Source organism: Hahella sp. KA22 (assembly GCF_004135205.1).
Lineage (GTDB): Bacteria > Pseudomonadota > Gammaproteobacteria > Pseudomonadales > Oleiphilaceae > Hahella.
This window is the reverse complement of the sequence record NZ_CP035490.1, coordinates 3,250,440-3,269,247: the sequence shown is the minus strand read 5'-3', so window position 1 is coordinate 3,269,247 and position 18,808 is coordinate 3,250,440. Positions and strand designations below refer to the sequence as shown.

The 18,808-nt window shown below is 56.1% G+C and carries 12 protein-coding genes; 4 read left to right on the top strand and 8 right to left on the bottom strand.

From position 1 onward, the window contains the following. Positions 1–22: 22 nt before the first annotated feature. Entirely contained in the window at positions 23–1,294 is a 1,272-nt protein-coding gene (locus EUZ85_RS14600) for a nitrate/nitrite transporter (RefSeq protein ID WP_127969980.1), read from the bottom strand. A 367-nt stretch (positions 1,295–1,661) separates the two neighbouring features. On the opposite strand from EUZ85_RS14600, the gene EUZ85_RS14595 reads away from it, so the two are divergent. After that, positions 1,662–3,137: a NarK family nitrate/nitrite MFS transporter gene (locus tag EUZ85_RS14595; protein WP_127969979.1), complete on the top strand. Its 1,476-nt coding sequence runs from the start codon at positions 1,662–1,664 to the stop codon at positions 3,135–3,137. 17 nt (positions 3,138–3,154) lie between these two features. Then, positions 3,155–4,882, top strand: a complete 1,728-nt coding sequence (locus EUZ85_RS14590) for a bifunctional protein-serine/threonine kinase/phosphatase (protein WP_127969978.1) — start codon at positions 3,155–3,157, stop codon at positions 4,880–4,882. Here EUZ85_RS14590 and EUZ85_RS14585 read toward each other — a convergent pair. After that, a complete protein-coding gene (locus tag EUZ85_RS14585; protein ID WP_241567036.1) occupies positions 4,867–5,661 on the bottom strand; it encodes an ABC transporter substrate-binding protein in 795 nt (264 codons plus the stop codon). The two genes, EUZ85_RS14590 and EUZ85_RS14585, sit on opposite strands and share 16 nt — an antisense overlap. A gap of 218 nt (positions 5,662–5,879) precedes the next feature. Between EUZ85_RS14585 and EUZ85_RS14580 the strand changes: the two genes are divergently transcribed. Beyond that, the gene (locus tag EUZ85_RS14580) at positions 5,880–7,217 is read left to right on the top strand and encodes a CSLREA domain-containing protein (protein ID WP_127969977.1); all 1,338 of its coding nucleotides are present in this window, start codon (positions 5,880–5,882) and stop codon (positions 7,215–7,217) included. A 307-nt stretch (positions 7,218–7,524) separates the two neighbouring features. Then, positions 7,525–9,147 (top strand): ankyrin repeat domain-containing protein, encoded by a 1,623-nt coding sequence (locus EUZ85_RS14575; protein WP_127969976.1) that lies wholly within the window; start codon positions 7,525–7,527, stop codon positions 9,145–9,147. Between the two features lie 151 nt (positions 9,148–9,298). Here the strand turns inward: EUZ85_RS14575 and mqo are convergent, their stop codons facing one another. The 6 genes from mqo to EUZ85_RS14545 form a co-directional block, all read right to left on the bottom strand. Continuing rightward, positions 9,299–10,792, bottom strand: coding sequence for a malate dehydrogenase (quinone) (mqo, locus tag EUZ85_RS14570; protein WP_127969975.1), 1,494 nt, complete (start codon positions 10,790–10,792; stop codon positions 9,299–9,301). Positions 10,793–11,135: 343 nt separating this feature from the next. After that, on the bottom strand, positions 11,136–11,903 hold the full coding sequence (locus tag EUZ85_RS14565) for a peptidylprolyl isomerase (protein WP_127969974.1): 768 nt from the start codon (positions 11,901–11,903) through the stop codon (positions 11,136–11,138). Positions 11,904–11,988: 85 nt separating this feature from the next. Beyond that, a complete protein-coding gene (gene narI, locus EUZ85_RS14560) occupies positions 11,989–12,669 on the bottom strand; it encodes a respiratory nitrate reductase subunit gamma (protein ID WP_127969973.1) in 681 nt (226 codons plus the stop codon). An 11-nt stretch (positions 12,670–12,680) separates the two neighbouring features. Continuing rightward, on the bottom strand, positions 12,681–13,415 hold the full coding sequence (gene narJ, locus EUZ85_RS14555) for a nitrate reductase molybdenum cofactor assembly chaperone (protein ID WP_127969972.1): 735 nt from the start codon (positions 13,413–13,415) through the stop codon (positions 12,681–12,683). 2 nt (positions 13,416–13,417) lie between these two features. Continuing rightward, entirely contained in the window at positions 13,418–14,950 is a 1,533-nt protein-coding gene (gene narH, locus EUZ85_RS14550) for a nitrate reductase subunit beta (protein WP_127969971.1), read from the bottom strand. A gap of 13 nt (positions 14,951–14,963) precedes the next feature. Beyond that, positions 14,964–18,689, bottom strand: a complete 3,726-nt coding sequence (locus EUZ85_RS14545; RefSeq protein WP_127969970.1) for a nitrate reductase subunit alpha — start codon at positions 18,687–18,689, stop codon at positions 14,964–14,966. Positions 18,690–18,808 lie beyond the last annotated feature (119 nt).

Below are 18,808 nucleotides of genomic sequence, written 5' to 3'. Positions count from 1 at the left end.
AAATGCAGGGTTTAAATCCCCCTCAATCATCCAACAGAAAGTTATGCTCTCTTGCCTCCCGCACCCGGCGTCGGCTGCGTTCATTGCGGATGGCTGCGTACATGGCCACCATGCAGGCGGCCAGTACGCCGTAGAGAACCATGAAACTCGCGGAGTGGACGCCTAGCGCTTCCACCGCCAGGGCGAAGGCGATGGGTAAGGTAAAACCGCCTGCGGCGCCGAGTGTGGCGACGGTTCCGCCGACGCTGCCCATATGGTCTGGGAAGTAGTCGTGGATGATTTTGTAGACGGAAGCACGGCCGAAGCCCTGCGCCACGCCGATAATCAGCATCAGTAGAGTAAATACCCACACGTTGACGCGAATTTCCAGCTGCACATCCCGATCAACCCCATGAATGGTCATGCTGGTGGGGGGATAACTCAGAAAGAACAGGCACACCAGGCATATCCAGAACACGCTCCAGTTCACCGCCCTGCCCCCATACCGGTCTGCGAACCAGCCTCCCAGCGCCCGCACCATGCTGGAGGTGGTGACGAACAGCAGCGTCAACAGCATGGCGTTCTGTAACGACAGCCCATATGCATTGACGTAGTAGTGCGGCAACCACATCAACAACGCCAGGAAGCTGCCGAATACGAAGTAGTAATACAGGCTGAAACGCCACACCTGAGGCTCTTTCAGCGGCTGCAGATGATACGCCAGATCCACCCGCCGCCGGGTTTGCATATAGCGAGTGTCCTCAGGCGCCAGCGCCCAGAACAGCACCAGGATGACCAGCATCCCCACACCATAGGCTGGCCCGATAAACTCGGCGCTCCATACCCGTTCGATGACCGGAGCCAGCGCCAGCGTCACCGCTGCGCCGGCGTTGCCTGCGCCGAATACTCCCATGGCGAAGCCCTGGCTGCGACTTTCAAACCAGGCGGTGACATAGCGTATGCCGATCGTAAAAGACACGCCGGAGACGCCCAACCACAATCCCGCCAGCAGATATCCTCGATAGCTACTGATCCACGGCAATATAAACAGCACTGGCGGCAGCAACGCCATCTGCCAGACAAACAACTTACGACAGGACATCACCTCGCTTAACACGCCTGCGGGAAAGCGCAGCAGCGCGCCGCTGAACATCGGCGCCGCCAGCAACAATCCGAACTGGATAATGCTGAGGTCAAGCTGCTCTCGAATGCGCAACCCCAGCACCGCATACAGCGTCCACACCGAAAAGTTGGCGGCGAACGCCAATGTCGCCGCGACGAGCGCGCGTTGTCCCAGTTTTTCGGTATAGAGCATTGGTGTTTTTCCCCATGCAGCAGTATGCGCCGAGTTTTATCGGCCTCTGTTGCAAGAATACTGGTTAAACACATCAAGAAGTCCCTTCTTACCCAAATAAGCCACGCTTCTCTGCACACTGACGTTTATCTACCCACTTGTAGGTAATACTTCTCTGAACCCGCCCTCAACACCGCAATCAATGGGTCCGCAGCCGCTACCTCTTTCGAGGTAGAGCCCCTGTTCGCGAGCGAATCAGCCACTAAAGCAATTTGATACTGATCAATTCGATTAGATCGGACAGGTGAAATATTGCAGTCATCCATGGTCCCTAACGAAAGCCACTGCTTTCCCATGTCTTTTCCAACCCTATGCGAAGGGGAGATGTATGAGTACCGACAGCAAACTCAATTTATTCAACTTCAGCGACGGCAAGATAAAGACGCTCCATGTCACGTGGTTTGCGTTCTTTCTGACCTTTGTAGTGTGGTTCAGCCATGCGCCTTTGATGGTGTTCATTAAGGAAGCGCTGGATCTTAGCAGCCAACAGGTTAAAGCCCTGCTGATTCTAAACGTCGCATTGACGATTCCTGCGCGGATTCTGATCGGCATTCTGGTCGACAAATACGGTCCACGATTGGTTTATAGCGGCTTGCTGATGTCCTCTTCATTTGTCTGCGCCGGTTTCGCCATGGCGGACACCTATGAGTCTCTGGCCTTGTTCCGGTTCCTGCTTGGCTTCGTCGGCGCAGGCTTCGTAATCGGCATTCGCATGGTGGGCGAGTGGTTTCCGGCCAAGCAGGTCGGCATCGCCGAAGGCATCTACGGCGGCTGGGGCAACTTTGGTTCCGCCGCCGGCGCCATGACGCTACCCACCCTGGCCCTGCTGTTCGGCGGCGATGACGGCTGGCGCTATGCGCTGGGCCTGACCGGCGTCTTCACTTTTCTCTACGGCATCATTTACTACAAAGTGGCCCGCAACACGCCTAAAGGTTCAACCTACTTCAAACCGAAAAAATCCGGCGGCCTGGAGGTCACCAGCAAAGGCGACTTTATCTTCTATCTGGTGATGAACGTGCCCATGTATCTGGCGCTGGCGGTGCTGGCCTGGAAGCTGTCTCCCACCGGCGTCGCCCTGCTCACCGACAACACCATGTACATTCTGTGGATAGCCCTGGTGATACTGTTCCTGTTCCAGACCAGCCAGATCTGGAAGGTCAACAAGGAAAACCTGACCCACGGCGCGCCGGAATATGAGCGCTATAAGTTCAAACAAGTGGCGCTGCTGGATCTGGCTTACTTCGTAACCTTTGGTTCAGAACTCGCGGTGGTGTCCATGCTGCCGCTGTTCTTCCTGGAGACTTTCGATGGTCTGGACCCGGTTAAAGCAGGTCTGCTGGCCTCCGGATTCGCCTTCATGAACCTGGTGGCGCGTCCCACCGGGGGACACTTCAGCGATAAAATCGGCCGTCGCAAAAGCCTGATGCTGCTGATCGGCGGTCTTGCCGGCGGCTACTTCGTGCTCAGCATGATCGACGGCGGCTGGTGGTTGCCTCTCGCGGTAGCCGCCACCATGTGCTGCTCTTTCTTCGTACAGGCGGGCGAAGGCGCGGTATTCGCCATCGTACCCTTGGTGAAACGTCGCATGACCGGCCAAATCGCAGGTATGGCCGGCGCTTACGGTAACGTGGGCGGTGTAGCCTATCTGACCGTATTGTCATTCGTCGATTACAGCACCTTCTTTCAGGTGATCGCCGCCTCTGCAGCAGTGGTGTTCGTCGCCTGCTGGTTCCTGGACGAGCCCAGCGGACAGATTGCGGAAGTCATGCCTGACGGCACCGTGCATATGATCGATGTGAGCTGAACCAACATGAGCCAAACATGCCTCTGATCGTTCACCACGGCTCTATCACCGCCCCCGGCGCCAAAGCCCTGAATGAAGACGCGGTGGGGGTGTGCGCCCCCTCTGAGGAACGTCGCCTGCTCAGTAAAGGCGTCGTCGCCGCGCTGGCGGATGGAGTCAGCTCCGCGGAAGCCGGCAAGGAAGCCAGCGCCACCGCAGTGGACCTGTTTATCGCCGACTATCTGAAGACACCGGACACCTGGGCTGTAAGCCACGCAGGCCAGAAGATACTCTCCTCCCTCAACCTCAGGCTGTATCGCAAAAGCCAGGAATTCGTGCATGAGGCCAAGGGCTATCTCTGTACCTTTTCCGCCTTGATTATCAAGTCCCGCACCGCGCATATCTTTCACGTTGGCGACAGCCGCATCTATCTGCTGCGTCATAGCGAACTGACCCGCCTGACCCGGGACCATATCGTCAGTCTGGGCGGCGGAAGAAAGATGCTCGCCCGGGCGGTGGGCATGGATAACAACCTGCCCATTGATTACGGCAAAACCCCGCTGGAAATCGGCGATATTCTGATCCTGACTTCCGACGGCGTGCATGATTTTCTCGATGATGATCGGATCAAGGACATCGTCGATCATGCGCCCACCGCGCAGGAAGCGGTGGATGAATTGCTGCAACAGTCTCTACAGGCGGGCAGTAACGATAACCTCAGCGCTATTGTGTTGGCGGTGGACGATTTGCCGGAAACCACGCTGGAGGATTACAGCAACCAGTTAACCCGACTGCCCTTTCCTCCAGAATTGGAGCCCGGCATGACACTGGATGGACTTGTCGTCGAAGAAGAAATTTTCGCTTCCTCACGCAGCCAGCTCTACTTGGTGAAAGATCAGGACAGTGGCGAGCGCTGGGTAATGAAAACGCCGTCGCGAAATTATCTGGGAGACGTCAGCTATATCGACCGCTTCATTCAGGAAGAGTGGATCGGCAAGCGCATCGACAATCCGCATGTGGTGCGCATCATTGAGCAGCCGCAACCGCGAACCTGTCTTTACTATTTGATGGAGCACGTGGAGGGAGTCACGCTGCAGCAGTGGATCAAAGGCCACCCCTTTCCCAAACCCAAAGCCGCCTTTGCGCTGATCGAGCAGATCGCCAACGGATTGACCGCGCTGCACAGCCAGGACACGATTCATCAGGATCTAAAACCCGCCAATATCATCGTCAGCCCCGATAATCGGGCGACTATCATCGACTTCGGCTCCGTCTACGTGGCTGGCGTCGCCGAGGTTTTCCGTCCCTTGGAGCATGTCGCCGCACTGGGCACCGCCTCCTATTCAGACCCACTGTACCTGCTGGGACAAAATACCGGCGCGCGTGGAGATCTGTACGCCCTGGCGACCATCGCCTACGAAATGTTTACGGGCGAACTGCCCTACGGCGACCAAATTAACGAATGTCGATCTCGTTTTGATTACGACCGCCTGCGCTATCGCTCCGCAATGCAGTTCAATCCGGTGATTCCGCTCTGGTTCGACCGGGCGCTGCAAAAAGGCGTGGCGTTCGATCTGGATCAGCGCTATCAGACCCTGGACGCGTTGTTGCAAGATCTGAAAAACCCTAATCCAGCATTCCTTCAGGATAACCCCCTGGAGATGGAGGACCGCAGTCCGGTCATGTTCTGGCAGATGCTGTCAGGATTCTGGGCGCTGATCCTGATACTGGTGCTGATTCTGTTTTCCTGTCAGGGACCTTCTTGAACGCGGTCGCCATTCACCAAACCGTTTTCTTTCAGAATCCGCTCAAACTCGCCATTCTCCTTGATAATGGCCAGGCCCCGATTGAAGGCGTCGATGTATTGCTGGTGACGGGGATTTTCCAGGCCGCTGATAACGTACAGTTTATTGGCGCTCAGCGGCGGCTCTACGAATTCCAGCATCGGCAATAGCGCAGGCTCTTCCCGTTTTATGCGATAACGGGCCACCAGCTCATCTTCCAGGGTCAGGTTGATACGCCGCTGCGACAACATCAAAACGCTTTGCATAAATTGAGTGACTTCTATGCGGGTAAAATAGTCCGCCTCCATGAAAGCGTCGTTATAGGCATATCCCCGCACCACGCCGATGACTCTGCCGCGCAGGCTCTGCAGTCCATTGAACTCAAACAGGTCGCCCTTGAGTTTGATGAACTTAACTTCATTGGTCAGATAGGGAGCGCTGTAGGCGAATAAGGCCGCGCGCTCCTGACTCCACCAAGCGTCGAGAACCAAATCAAAGGTTCCTCGACGGGTACCTTCCACCGCCCGCGCCCAAGGAACGATAAGCTGCTTTACCTTATACCCCTGAGTGGCGAAAGCAGCGTTGGCGATTTCCACCGAAACGCCGCCCTGGGGATGTTCGGGGTCAATAAAAGGAGGCCAGGGATCTGCGGCGGCCTTGAGTTCGATAAGGTCCACGGCGGCCGACATTCTACCGCTCAGAAGAGCGGCGAGAGCGATCAATAACAGCAACGCCTTCGGCATTTTCGTTTGCTCCGCCATTTAGAAAACATTTCATGAGAATGAAATAAGTATGCATCAAAAACAAAAAAGCGCATCCAGATCAAGTTTCCGTTAAAAAACGCTAACTAGAGGATTTATATAGCGGTTTGTCCTAAGTCATTTTACCTACTCTTTTGTTTTTTAAACCAGTATATTTACGCCCGCGTGGTTAAAGGGGTATCTAACCGCGCCAACATCAAAACTAAGGAAGGAATGACATGAATAACAAATTAGCGAAAAGCTACTCCCGGCTAACCTCTTCACTCACCCTCGGCGCTCTCATCGTTGCTGCTCCAGCAGGCGCAACCAGCTTCCAAGTCACCAAGTTCACTGACGGCTACGACGGCGTATGCGACAGCGACTGCTCTCTGCGCGAAGCCATTCAACAAGCGAACGAAAACGCCGGCCCCGATAAAATCATCCTGGACGCAGGCGTCTACAAATTATCCATCCCGGCCGACAGCACCATGGATGAAGAAGACGAAAACCTGAATGGCGACCTCGACATCCTGGACGACCTGGTTATCGAGGGTCAGGGCATCGACATCAGCATCATCGATGCGGACGGACTGGATCGCGTCATCGAAGTATTGAAAGAAGTTAAAGTAGAGCTGCGCGGCTTCACCATCCGTAATGGCAACGTGCGTGACTACGGCGGCGGCATCGAAAACTACGGCGAGCTGATGCTGCGTCAAATGCGCATCACCGGCAACGTCACCAAAGGCGATCTGAACCCCGGCAATGGCGGCGGCATCTCCAACGAAGGCATGCTGGATATCTATCAGTCCATCCTTGACGACAACCGCGCGCAAGGCGACGAAGCCCACGGCGGCGCTATCTACAACACCGGCTCCCTGTTTGTGCGTGAAACCACTTTTGAAAACAATTCTTCTGAGAACGAAAGCCTGACCGGCGCGGGCGGCGCGATCTACAACCGCGGCGTAGCGGATATTTCCCGCACCACTTTCGCCAACAACGTCGCCGATTCCACCGGTTCCGCGTTCCTGAACGATGACGCCGCCGACCTGTGGTTGAGCAACAGCACATTGAGCGGCAACATCGCACTGGGCGAAAATGGCGCAGCGCTGGTGAATGGCGTCACCAACCCGACACTGCAAGGCGTCGCCACGATGAAAGTCGTACACGTCACTCTGGCGGACAATACCGGCCATGGCTTCTATAACTACGGCGACGTCAACGTGCGCAACAGCCTGATGGTTGGCAATCACCTGCTCGACAACAGCGGCTTCGCTGATTGCGCGGATTACGGCGTATCCTACCGCAACAAAGGCCTGATGACCGGTGTCGGTGCGGGCAACTGTAAGGCGGATATGGAAGTGGCCAGCGAGGACGTATTCACTCAAGTGCTCTACCCTTTGATGGACAACACCGGTCTGACCAAGACTCACCGTCTGCGTGAAACCAGTCCGGCGATTGACGCTGGCATGGGCCTCTGCGCCAGAACCGACCAGCGCCGGGTCGTGCGTCCCAAAGACGGGAATGGCGATGGCGTTGAGAACTGTGATTTGGGCTCTTTCGAATTCGTCATGCCCTAATACGTATTGGCTCTGATGAACAGGCAACGGGGGAGCGTTTCATACGCTCCCTTTTTTCATTCCCCCTCCCTTCATCCTCACTCTTACCATCCGCAATCTTCCCTCTTGACGCTTTGGGCTGATTAAAAATACGCTTCACCTTATGCCGTAAATAACCACTAACTTAATGAAATTACGAAAATTTACTGCATAAAAGCCCATTTAGGGTTTATGATCCGGGTCCCACATTTTTATATATTGCGGAAAAACTGGAGCGCCGTCTGAAGCGGCAATATCCGCAGTCGGTTACAACACCAGGACAGTAGTTGTGAACAAAATATCCCCAAACCACCTCTTACGCGTGCGGCCCGGCCGCAAGCTGAACTCCCTGACGCGGCTCGCCCGTATGGTTCCGCCTGCGCTATTTTTTGCAGGCGTCGCTTCATCGACATTGGCGGCTGAGAGTAGATACTACGGCGTCATCGATCAGTACCCGATCACCATGACGCTGTCGATTGAAGAAAACGGCTCCATAAAAGGCGGCTACTTTTACGACCGCTACAAGACAGCCATCGAACTGCATGGGGGCATTCAAGGCTCGAATATTCACCTGGAAAGCAGCGCCCCCAAGGGTAAGGATGAAGAGAACTTTGACGGCAGCTTCACCACTACCGTCATCGCAGGCCACAGCTACAACGCCGGGGCGGTGATTCCCAGCGAAATCAAGGGATATTGGACTCACTCGGGCAAAAAACTGCCTTTCACGCTTACCCTGGGGCCTTACGGGGATGGCAAGCTGACCTGCGAGGAAATGCGGGCGCAGCCAGCGCGCGTGTTTTCTGAAGGTCCGGATCTGGGATCTGGCGGCGGCAGCCCGCTGGATGTGGATTACCGGTGTCCGGAGAGTCTGGCTGAACAACCATTTCTGCAGTCTTTGAAGACATTGAGCGCGGCTTTCCGCAGTGAACACGGGTCTCAGCTCTGCACCGGCACAATTATTCACGCCCAATGGCGCTACTATCACTTTGAACTGCTGGAGGCGGGTTTCGCGCCGGAAGTGAATCTGGCCCGCATCGCACCAGGTGACAGAGCGCGCTATCGCGCAGCGACGCTGGACTATCTCCGCTACTGGTCCCTGGAAAGCATCTACAACCTGCCCTACTACCACGAATACCTGCAGGTGATGCAACAGGCGGAGACCGATCTGGCCGCTCATTACGCCAGCCGCTTCAATATGGACGACGCCAAAGCGCACGCCGCCGCACAGGCTGGCGTGGACTTATTCCTGCAACGAGCGGCGGGAGCCTATCCCAGCAGCCAGGATCACACCGTCGCGCCGCTGGCGACGCTGATGTTCAACGAAGAAACGCCCACGTTGGACACAGTACGTGAACTTATCATCGACGCCGACCAAAACGCCCGCCTGCAAGCATTAAACGCCGCTTTAGGATTGGGGCTGCCGACAGAGATCGTCAAAGCGCTGCTGGACTCTGTCGAGGACGTCAATCAGGGCGACGAGCCGCCTTTATTCTTCGCCGTGCATAATCCCGACAATATGCGCTTACTGCTCAACAAAGGAGCGGACGTCAACTATCAGAACGGCTTCGGCAAAACGGCGCTGTATTACGCCATTCAGTTCAATTTGCCCAAGTCTGCGCAAACCCTGCTGGACGCAGGCGCGGAGGTCAATCATCGCTATAAGTCCGGGCCTGAGGTGCAGTACGATTGCCGGTATAACATCACCCGCACCTTGCGCAGCCCGTTGATGCACGCCGCCCAACATGCTGATACAGCCATGCTGGAGCTGCTGATCAAGGCAGGCGCCGATCCTTTATTGGTGGACGGTCTCGGCGACACCGCGTTGACCTATGCAGAAGAAAACGACAAGCCTGAGAATGCGGCCTATCTGAAAAACCTCGCTGCGCAGTCCCAGGCAAGCGTAAATCAATAACGCTTCTTTACTTGCACAACTATTTAAGATTTAAGCCGCCTCTGGGCGGCTTTTTTATGGGCGTATTGCAGGCATAAAAAAGGGCCGCAGCGGCGACCCTTTCATCTTTGAGCTGTTGCAGCGGCGCTGTTTGCTTACCGCACAACAGCCATTACATACGTTTCTTATCCAACCCCAGCACAGACAACGTTCTGGAGCGCACGCTATGCAGCAACTCTGCATTGTCCACCAGCGACTCGCCATAGGAAGGAATCATCTCCTTCAGCTTGGCGCTCCACTCTGGACTGCTCAAGCGGTCCTTGAAGCAACGCTCGATGACGTCAACCATCGCCTTAACCGCTACGGAAGCGCCTGGCGAAGCGCCCAGCAGCGCCGCCAGCGAGCCGTCTTTGGAAGCCACCAGCTCGGTGCCGAATTCCAGTTTGCCGCGGCCTTGGGCGTCACGTTTGATGATCTGCACGCGCTGTCCGGCTTCCGCCAGCGTCCAATCGTCTTCTTTCGCCTCGGGGAAGTAGTTCAGCAACGACTTCACGCGATCTGAATGCGATTGCATCGCCTCTTTAATCAGGTAACGGGTCAGGTCCATGTTATTGATGCCCACGGACATGATCGGGCCAAAATTGTTGGCGCGAATGGAACCGAACAGGTCGAAGGAAGAGCCTGTTTTCAGGAATTTGGTGGTGAAACCGGCGTAAGGCCCAAACAGTAACGCAGGCTCGCCGTTGATGATACGGGTGTCCAGATGCGGGACCGACATGGGCGGCGCGCCGATGGCTGCTTTACCGTACACCTTGGCGTAATGACGTTTGACGATGTCCGGCTTTTTGCACACCAGCCACTGACCGCTGACCGGGAATCCGCCGTAGCCGTCGCCTTCCGGGATGCCGGATTTCTGCAGCAACGGCAGCGCGCCGCCGCCGGCGCCCAGGAATACGAATCCAGTATCAATGGTTTTGCTTCCGCCATTGCGGCTGTCGGACAACTGCACAGTCCAGCGTCCGTCGGAATTCTGTTTCAAGCTCTTGACTGGATGGCTCAACAGCAACTCAAAGTTGGCGTTCTTTTGCAGATGCTCCACCATATTGCGGGTCAGAGAGCCGAAGTCCACATCAGAGCCGTAGCGAACGCGAGTCGCCGCCACTTTCTGCATGGGATCGCGATGCTCCATGACCAGCGGCATCCAATCCTGCAGCGTGCGGGGATCGTCGCTGAACTCCATGTCTTTGAACAGATGATGTGCGCTCAATAATTGATGACGCTTGCGCAAAAACGCGATGTCCGACTCGCCCCAGACAAAGCTTTCGTGCGGACAGGTGTTGATGAATTCATTTGGACTGGGCAGTCCGCCGCGCTCCACCAGATAACTCCAGAACTGCAGCGAAACTTCGAAAGAAGCGTTGATGGCGAGCGCCCGGGTGATTTCGATGTCGCCGTCGCCGCTTTCCGGGGTGTAGTTCAGCTCACAATATCCAGCGTGGCCTGTGCCTGCATTATTCCAGCCGTATGTGCTTTCGTGTGCGACATGATCGAGTCTTTCCACCATGACGATATTTAAGGATGGGTCCAACTGCATCAGCATCGTCCCAAGGGTCGTGCTCATAACACCGCCGCCGACTAGCAGCACATCCGCCTTTTTTACAGTCATTACAATCGCGCCTTTGCAAGAAAATCAAAATCTGGTGACAAGCGATAAAACCGCCGCCGATTATGGAGGATTTGGGCGAAAGGTCAAAGATAAGTGAGTCCGCCCCTGGCGAGAAGCGTTTGCTTTTCTGCTCTGTCGAGGGCTGTGTTCCTGTCGCCTCGATATTGGAAGAGAACCCGAAAAGCCAAACGTACCTGGCCACGGGGTCGCAATTATACCTTAATTTAATCGCTAAACGAGCGTTTAATTGCTTACGGATAATTTATTGTGACGAGCCCCGCTTCACCAGGGTCCGCCCCACCCGGCATGGCGAGGCATAACCCTTTGTTATAAATGAAAAATATCACTGCAGCAATGGAGATCCATCCTGCGCAAAGCGGTAGCCGTGAATTTCCGCCGCCTCCACCAGCCTGTGCAAATAATCCACAACCGCCCGGCGTTCAGCCAGCTCATGTAAATAACTGCGCAATTTTTCTTCAACATAAGAGAACGGCAAAAGGTCGCCAGGAATGTTGCGCTCCACCCAGACCACATGAACGCCATATCGGCTCTCTACAGGACTGGCGATCAAACCATGATCATGACGAAACACCGCCGCCTCAAACTCGGCGACGGTTTGTCCCCGCGACAACTGCCCCAGAGAGCCGCCCTGCTCTTTGGAAGGGCAAGCGGAAAATTTTTGCGCCAGAGAAGCGAACTGATCTGGATTCGATTGCAGCCTCTCGATCAGCGCCTTGGCCTGCTCCAGTTTTAGCGAGCGCTCCTTGACGTCGTCAGGGGCCGCCGCCAGCAGGATATGTTTGGCCTCTACCAGAGGAGATGAGCTGAACTGTTCCGGGTGGCCGCGATAGAAGCGCTCGCACTCCTCAGTTGTCGGTTCGCGCACAGGGGCTTCTCGTTGCAACAGTCGATCAATGACCTCATCCTGTGACAACCCCTCTGTTTCCATCGCCAGCGCCTGCGCGCGCTGGCGCAACAGCTCGCTGACGATCAAGGCGCGCGCCGCCTGGTTCAGAGCATCCTCCTGGCTTTCCGAGGGAAAATACTGCATTTCCTGCAACATCGCTGCTTCAGAGATTGCAACGCCGTTTACGCTGATGTCTGTACTCATGGTCTTCCTCACTGTGCTTCTTGCATGTCGCCCCTCACCCTCTGCAGTTCAAGAAGGTTCGGGGCGGGCGTTGCGGAAAGGGCCTCTATCTCGCCCGAACAACTTGATAGTGGCGGGTAAAGTAGCGCACCGGCACGCTCCACACATGCACCAGTCGGCTGAACGGAAACAGCAGGAACAGGGTCATGCCCAGGAAGATGTGTAGTTTATAGATCACATGGACGCTACTTACCGCCGCCGCGGCATCCGCGGCATTAAACGTCACCAGAGATTGCGCCCAGCTCATCAGCTTGAGCATTTCGGCTCCGTCCATATGGCCAGCGGAGACGAAGATACTGAGCAGACCCAGAATCAGTTGCGCGAAAAGCAGCAACAGAATCGCAATATCCATTTTGCTGGAATTGGCGCGCACTCGCGGATTAGTCAGGCGACGCTTGATCAGAATAGCCAGTCCGGCGAAGCAGATAATCCCGAACAGCCCGCCGATGCCCATCGCCATGGCCTGCTTAAAGCTGGCGGAAATACCCAGTACATGCCACACCGCTTTGGGAGTGAGCAGACCGACAAAATGCCCCGCCAGGATAGCGATGACGCCGATATGGAACAGAATACTGCCTATGCGCAACTGGCGGCTTTCAAATATCTGGCTGGAGCTGGTTTTCCAGGTGTACTGATCCCTGTCATAGCGAATCAAACTGCCTACGAAAAATACCGCCAGCGCGATGTAGGGATAAACGGAAAACAGAAGCGTATTGATATAGTTCATGATATTTCTCCTCAACCCAGATTGGACTGGCGCTCGGCCATCGCCGCAGGGTCCAGTAACTGCACCGGCATAACATCGTCTTTGCGCTGACTCGCCGCAGGACGATAACGCGCGTCGCCGCAACTATTCATGGCGCTGTCCTGCGTGAACGTCACCGCTTCTTCTTCCCAGATTTTGTCCAGGGCTTCAGGGGTGTCGTCGCGTTCTTCCCCTTTGATCTGCTCGCGCAGCGACGCCAGATTCACATCCACCTCGGCAAGCTCGATCAGCGCATGAACCAGCTGGGCATAGGGACTGTCGCGCTCTTCCAGACGCGCCGCCAGCAGGGCGAGAATATGCGCCACGTCCTGCAGCCATCCTCGCGCCTGTTCGCCCTGCGTCGCGGCGAACTCAAGGTAGACCGGCAGATAATCCGGCAATTCGCGCACACTGATTTCCAACCCCGCCTCACGATATTGTTGCAGCAGGTTGACCATGGCCTGCCCGCGGTCACGGGATTCGCCATGCACATGCTCAAACAGGTGCAGGGATACCGCCCGGCCGCGTTCGAACAGGCCGTCGTATTCACTCTGCAAATCCAATAAGTCGCGACGGAAGAAATCGTCGACAAAATTTTCCAGACGACGCCGGGTTAAGGTTGTCAGAAGCTGGTCATCCTTAACCAAGCCTCTGACAAGCGCCGAACTCGCGTACAACTCCTCGGTGGGGTAATCCAACAACCGGGATATCAACTTCAAAATGACCATGATTAATCCTCCTGCCGCACCGGTATGACCTGACGCACCGCCGCCTGTTTACCGCCAAACAGGTTCACAGGGTTGTCGCCGTCGGAGCAGCCATTGCCGAAGCTGAAGCCGCAGCTGCTCTTGAGGTCGTAGGCATTCTCCGCGTATTCCCGGTGGGTGGTGGGAATCACAAAGCGGTCTTCGTAATTGGCCAGGGCCATGATGCGATACATGTCTTCCACCAGGGATTTGGTCAGCCCCACCTGCTCCAGGACTTTCAGGTCCTCGACCTTATCCACATGCCTGGCGCGCATGTAGGCGCGCATGGCGATCATGCGCTCCAGCGCCCGCACTACTGGCGCTTCATCTCCCGCCGTCAGCATGTTGGCCAGATAGCGCAGGGGGATGCGCAGGCTTTTCAGGTCAGGAATCTCTCCATTCATACCCACATGACCCTGCTCCACCGCGTTTTGGATCGGGCTAAGCGGCGGCACATACCAGACCATGGGTAAGGTGCGATATTCCGGGTGCAGCGGCAGCGCCACCTTCCAGTCAATCGCCATCTTGTAGACTGGCGACTGCATGGCCGCTTCCAGCCAGGCCTGGGGAATGCCTTCCGCCCGCGCCGCTTCCTGCACTTTGGGATCATGCGGGTCGAGGAAAATATCGCATTGCGCCTGATACAGATCCTGATCCGAGGCGGCGGAGGCCGCGTCTTTGATACGATCCGCGTCGTATAACAGCACGCCCAGGTAACGAATGCGGCCTACACAGGTTTCCGAACAGACTGTCGGCTGCCCACTCTCAATACGCGGATAGCAGAAGATGCATTTCTCGGACTTACCGCTCTTCCAGTTGTAATAGATCTTTTTGTAGGGACAGGCGGAGACGCACATTCTCCAGCCGCGACACTTGTCCTGATCGATCAATACAATGCCGTCCTCTTCCCGCTTGTAGATGGCGCCGCTGGGACAGGAAGCCACACAGGCGGGGTTCAAACAGTGTTCGCACAGGCGAGGCAGATACATCAGGAAAGTTTTCTCAAACTCGCCGTACATGTCCGCCTGCACCTGATCAAAGTTTTTGTCTTTGCGGCGCTTGGCGAACTCCGTGCCCAGGATTTCCTCCCAGTTGGGTCCCCACTCGATTTTCTCCATGCGACGGCCGTCAATCAGCGAGCGTGGACGCGCAGTAGGCTGATGCTTGCGGTCCGGCGCAGTGTGCAGGTATTGATAGTCGTAATCGAAGGGTTCGTAATATTCATCAATGGTCGGCAGGTCAGGGTTGCCGAAGATATTCGCCAACACCCGATGACGACCGCCGATGCGCGGCTTCAGGGTTCCATCAGCGCCGCGTTTCCAGCCGCCTTTCCACTTGTCCTGATTCTCCCATTCTTTGGGATAGCCCACGCCGGGCTTACTCTCCACGTTGTTAAACCAGGCGTATTCCACCCCTTCCCGCGACGTCCACACGTTCTTACAGGTGATGGAACAGGTATGACAGCCGATACATTTGTCCAGATTCAGGACCATTCCGATTTGAGCGCGTACTTTCATAATCTGTCTCCAATCACTCTGTATCTAGCCAGTCAACATTGTTCATTTTGCGTACGATGACGAATTCGTCGCGGTTACAGCCTACGGTGCCGTAGTAGTTAAAGCCGTATGACTGCTGCGCGTAGCCGCCGATCATGTGAGTCGGCTTCATGACCGCTCGGGTCACCGAGTTGTGAATGCCGCCCCGGGTCTGGGTCATTTCCGCTCCGGGCGTGTTGATGATCCGCTCCTGAGCGTGATACATCATCGCCATGCCTTCCGGCACCCGCTGTGACACCACCGCCCGTGCGGCGATGGAGCCATTGACGTTGAACACCTCGATCCAGTCGTTGTCTTCCAGGCCGGCTTTCTTGGCGTCGGTTTCACTCATCCACACGATGGGGCCGCCCCGTGACAAGGTCAGCATCAGCAGGTTGTCCGAGTAGGTGCTGTGAATGCCCCATTTCTGGTGCGGCGTGATCCAGTTGAGCAGGATCTCCTTGTTGCCGTTGGGCTTGCTGTTCATCACCGGCGAGGTGGTTTTCAGGTTAATCGGCGGCTTGTAGACGCACATGGTTTCGCCGAAGTCTCGCATCCACTCATGGTCCTGATAGAACTGCTGACGACCGGTGATGGTGCGCCAGGGAATCATCTCGTGCACATTGGTGTAGCCCGCGTTGTAGCTCACATGCTCATCCTCCAGGCCAGACCAGGTGGGCGAGGAAATGATCTTGCGGGGTTGCGCCACGATGTCGCGGAAGCGGATCTTTTCTTCCTCTTTCGGCCGCGCCAGATGGGTATGATCAAGGCCTGTGGCGCGCCCCAGAGCTTCCCAGGCTTTCACCGCCACATGACCGTTGGTTTCCGGCGCCAGAGACAGAATCACTTCCGCCGCGTCGATGGCGCTCTCGATTCTGGGACGACCGCCGCGTGGGCTGTCTTCGTCGTGAGTCAGGTTCAGTTTGGCGAGGAACGCCACTTCCTCTTTGGTATCCCAGTTGATGCCTTTGCCGCCGTTGCCCAGTTTGTCCAGCAGAGGACCGACTGAGGTGAAACGGTTGTAGGTGTTGGGGTAGTCCCGCTCCACCACGACCATGTTGGGTGCGGTTTTGCCGGGAATCAGATCGCACTCGCCTTTCCACCAATGCTCGACGCCAAACGGCTGGGCGATTTCCGCCGGGGTGTCATGCAGAATCGGCACAGTCACCAAGTCTTTTTCCACGCCCAGGTGGCCTTGCGCCGCAACGGAGAATTGCTTGGCGATGCCTTTAAAGATGTCCCAGTCGCTGCGCGCCTCCCATACCGGGTCCACTGCCTTGGACAGAGGATGAATGAAAGGGTGCATGTCTGACGTATTCAGATCGTCCTTTTCGTACCAGGTCGCTGTGGGCAGCACAATGTCGGAATACAGACAGGTGGTGGACATGCGGAAGTCGAGCGTCACCAACAGATCCACCTTGCCTTCCGGCGCTTCGTCGCGCCAAGTCACGTCATCCGGCTTGGTTTCGCCCATTTCACCCAGGTCTTTGCCAAGCAGGCCATGCTTGGTTCCCAACAGGTGCCGCAGCATGTATTCATGGCCTTTGCCAGAGGAGCCCAGCAGGTTGCTGCGCCAGATAAACATATTGCGGGGATAGTTCTGAGGGTTATCCGGGTCCTCACAGGCGAATTTCAGCTGCCCCTCTTTTAGCAGTTTGACGGCGTAATCTTTCGGGTCCATCCCCTCCATCGCCGCTTCCTTGGTCAGCAAAAGCGGGTTCATACCCAGTTGCGGCGCAGACGGCAGCCAGCCCATGCGCTCGGCGCGGGTGTTGTAATCAATAATGGAGGCGCTCCATTTACCTTTATCCGCCAGGGGCGACACCACTTCCGTCATCTGCAGTTTTTCATAACGCCATTGATCGGCATGGTTATAGAAGAAAGAAGTGCCATTCATCTGCCGGGGTGGGCGCTGCCAGTCCAATCCAAACGCCAGAGGCAGCCAGCCGCACTGAGGGCGCAGTTTTTCCTGTCCCACATAGTGCGCCCAACCGCCGCCGCTTTGGCCGACGCATCCGCACAGCATCAGCATGTTGATCAGGCCGCGGTAGTTCATATCCATGTGATACCAGTGGTTCAACGCGGCGCCGACGATGACCATGGAGCGACCATGGGTTTTATCCGCATTGCGGGCGAACTCACGCGCTACGCGGATAACGTCCGCCTGGGGCACGCCGGTGATTTTTTCCTGCCAGGCTGGCGTATAGGGAATGTCGTCGGAGTAATCCTTGGCGCAGGCGGGATCGTCGTAGCCGTTGTCGACGCCATAGTTAGCCACGGTCAGGTCAAACACACAGGCCACTTTTACCGTAGAGCCGTCCGCCAGTTGCACGTGCTTCACCGGCACTTTGCGGATCAGAAGTTCATCGTGGTCCGTGTGCTGGAAATAGTCATATTCATGTTCCTGTCCGCCAAAGTATGGGAATGCGACAGGCGCGATTTCATCACACAGGGTTTTCAGGCTGAGCGCCAGCTTCACTTCCGCGCCGGACTTACCATCCAGTTGCTGGATGTTCCATTTGCCCTGTTCACCCCAGCGATATCCCACAGAACCGGTGGGTGAAATCAGCTCGCCGGTAGCCTCATTAACCGCGATGGTTTTCCATTCCGGGTTGTTGTCCTGTCCCAGATTGCCGGACAGGTCCGAGGCGCGCAGGAAACGGCCTTGAATGTAACGGCCTTCGTGCTCTTCCAGCATGACCAGCATGGGCATGTCGGTGTAGCGGCGCACGTAATCAGTGAAGTAGTCACTGGGGTTATCCACGTGAAAGTCTTTCAGAATCACATGGCCAAACGCCATGGCCAGCGCGGAGTCGGTGCCCTGCTTGGGCGCCAGCCAGGTATCGCCGAATTTGGAGCACTCGGAATAGTCCGAGGTGATGACGCAGGTCTTGGTTCCTTTGTAACGCACTTCTGTCAGGAAGTGAGCGTCCGGAGTACGGGTCTGCGGCACATTGGAGCCCCAGGCGATGATGTAATTAGAGTTGTACCAGTCCGCCGCTTCCGGCACGTCAGTCTGCTCACCCCAGATCTGCGGAGACGCTGGCGGCAAGTCGCAATACCAGTCGTAGAAGCTCAGGCAGTTGCCGCCAATCAGAGACAGATAGCGGGAGCCGGCGGCGTAGGACACCATGGACATGGCGGGAATCGGAGAAAACCCAGAGATACGGTCTGGCCCATAACGCTTCGCCGTATAGACGTTAGCGGCGGCGATAATCTCGTTAACTTCATTCCATGAACTGCGCACGAATCCGCCCAAACCACGACGTTGCTTATAAGACTTCGCTTTGGCGGGGTCTTCAACAATGCTCTCCCAGGCGTCGACCGGATCGTCGTGCCTTTGCTTCGCTTCGCGCCACAGCTTGATCAGGCTTTGTCTGACCTTGGGATACTTGAGCCGGTTAGCGCTGTAGATGTACCAGGAATAACTGGCGCCGCGGGGGCAACCTCTAGGTTCGTGATTGGGGAGGTCCGGACGTGTGCGAGGATAGTCGGTCTGCTGGGTTTCCCAGGTCACCAGACCGTCTTTGACGTAGATCTTCCAGCTACAGGAGCCGGTGCAATTCACCCCATGCGTAGAGCGCACGATTTTGTCATGCTGCCAACGACGGCGGTAACCGTCCTCCCAGCTACGATCATCCTTGGTGGTGGCGCCGTGTCCATCCGCGAAAGTCTCTCCTTTGCGTTTGAAAAACTGCAGTCTATCCAGAAAATGGCTCATGTCGGACTCCTCATCAGAACCTGCTTCGAAGCATGGAGCACAGCGTTGGAGACAGGTCGTTTTTTAATTTCAAATTCATTCTAGGAGAGCCTGGGGTACTATAATTGATGCAAATCAAA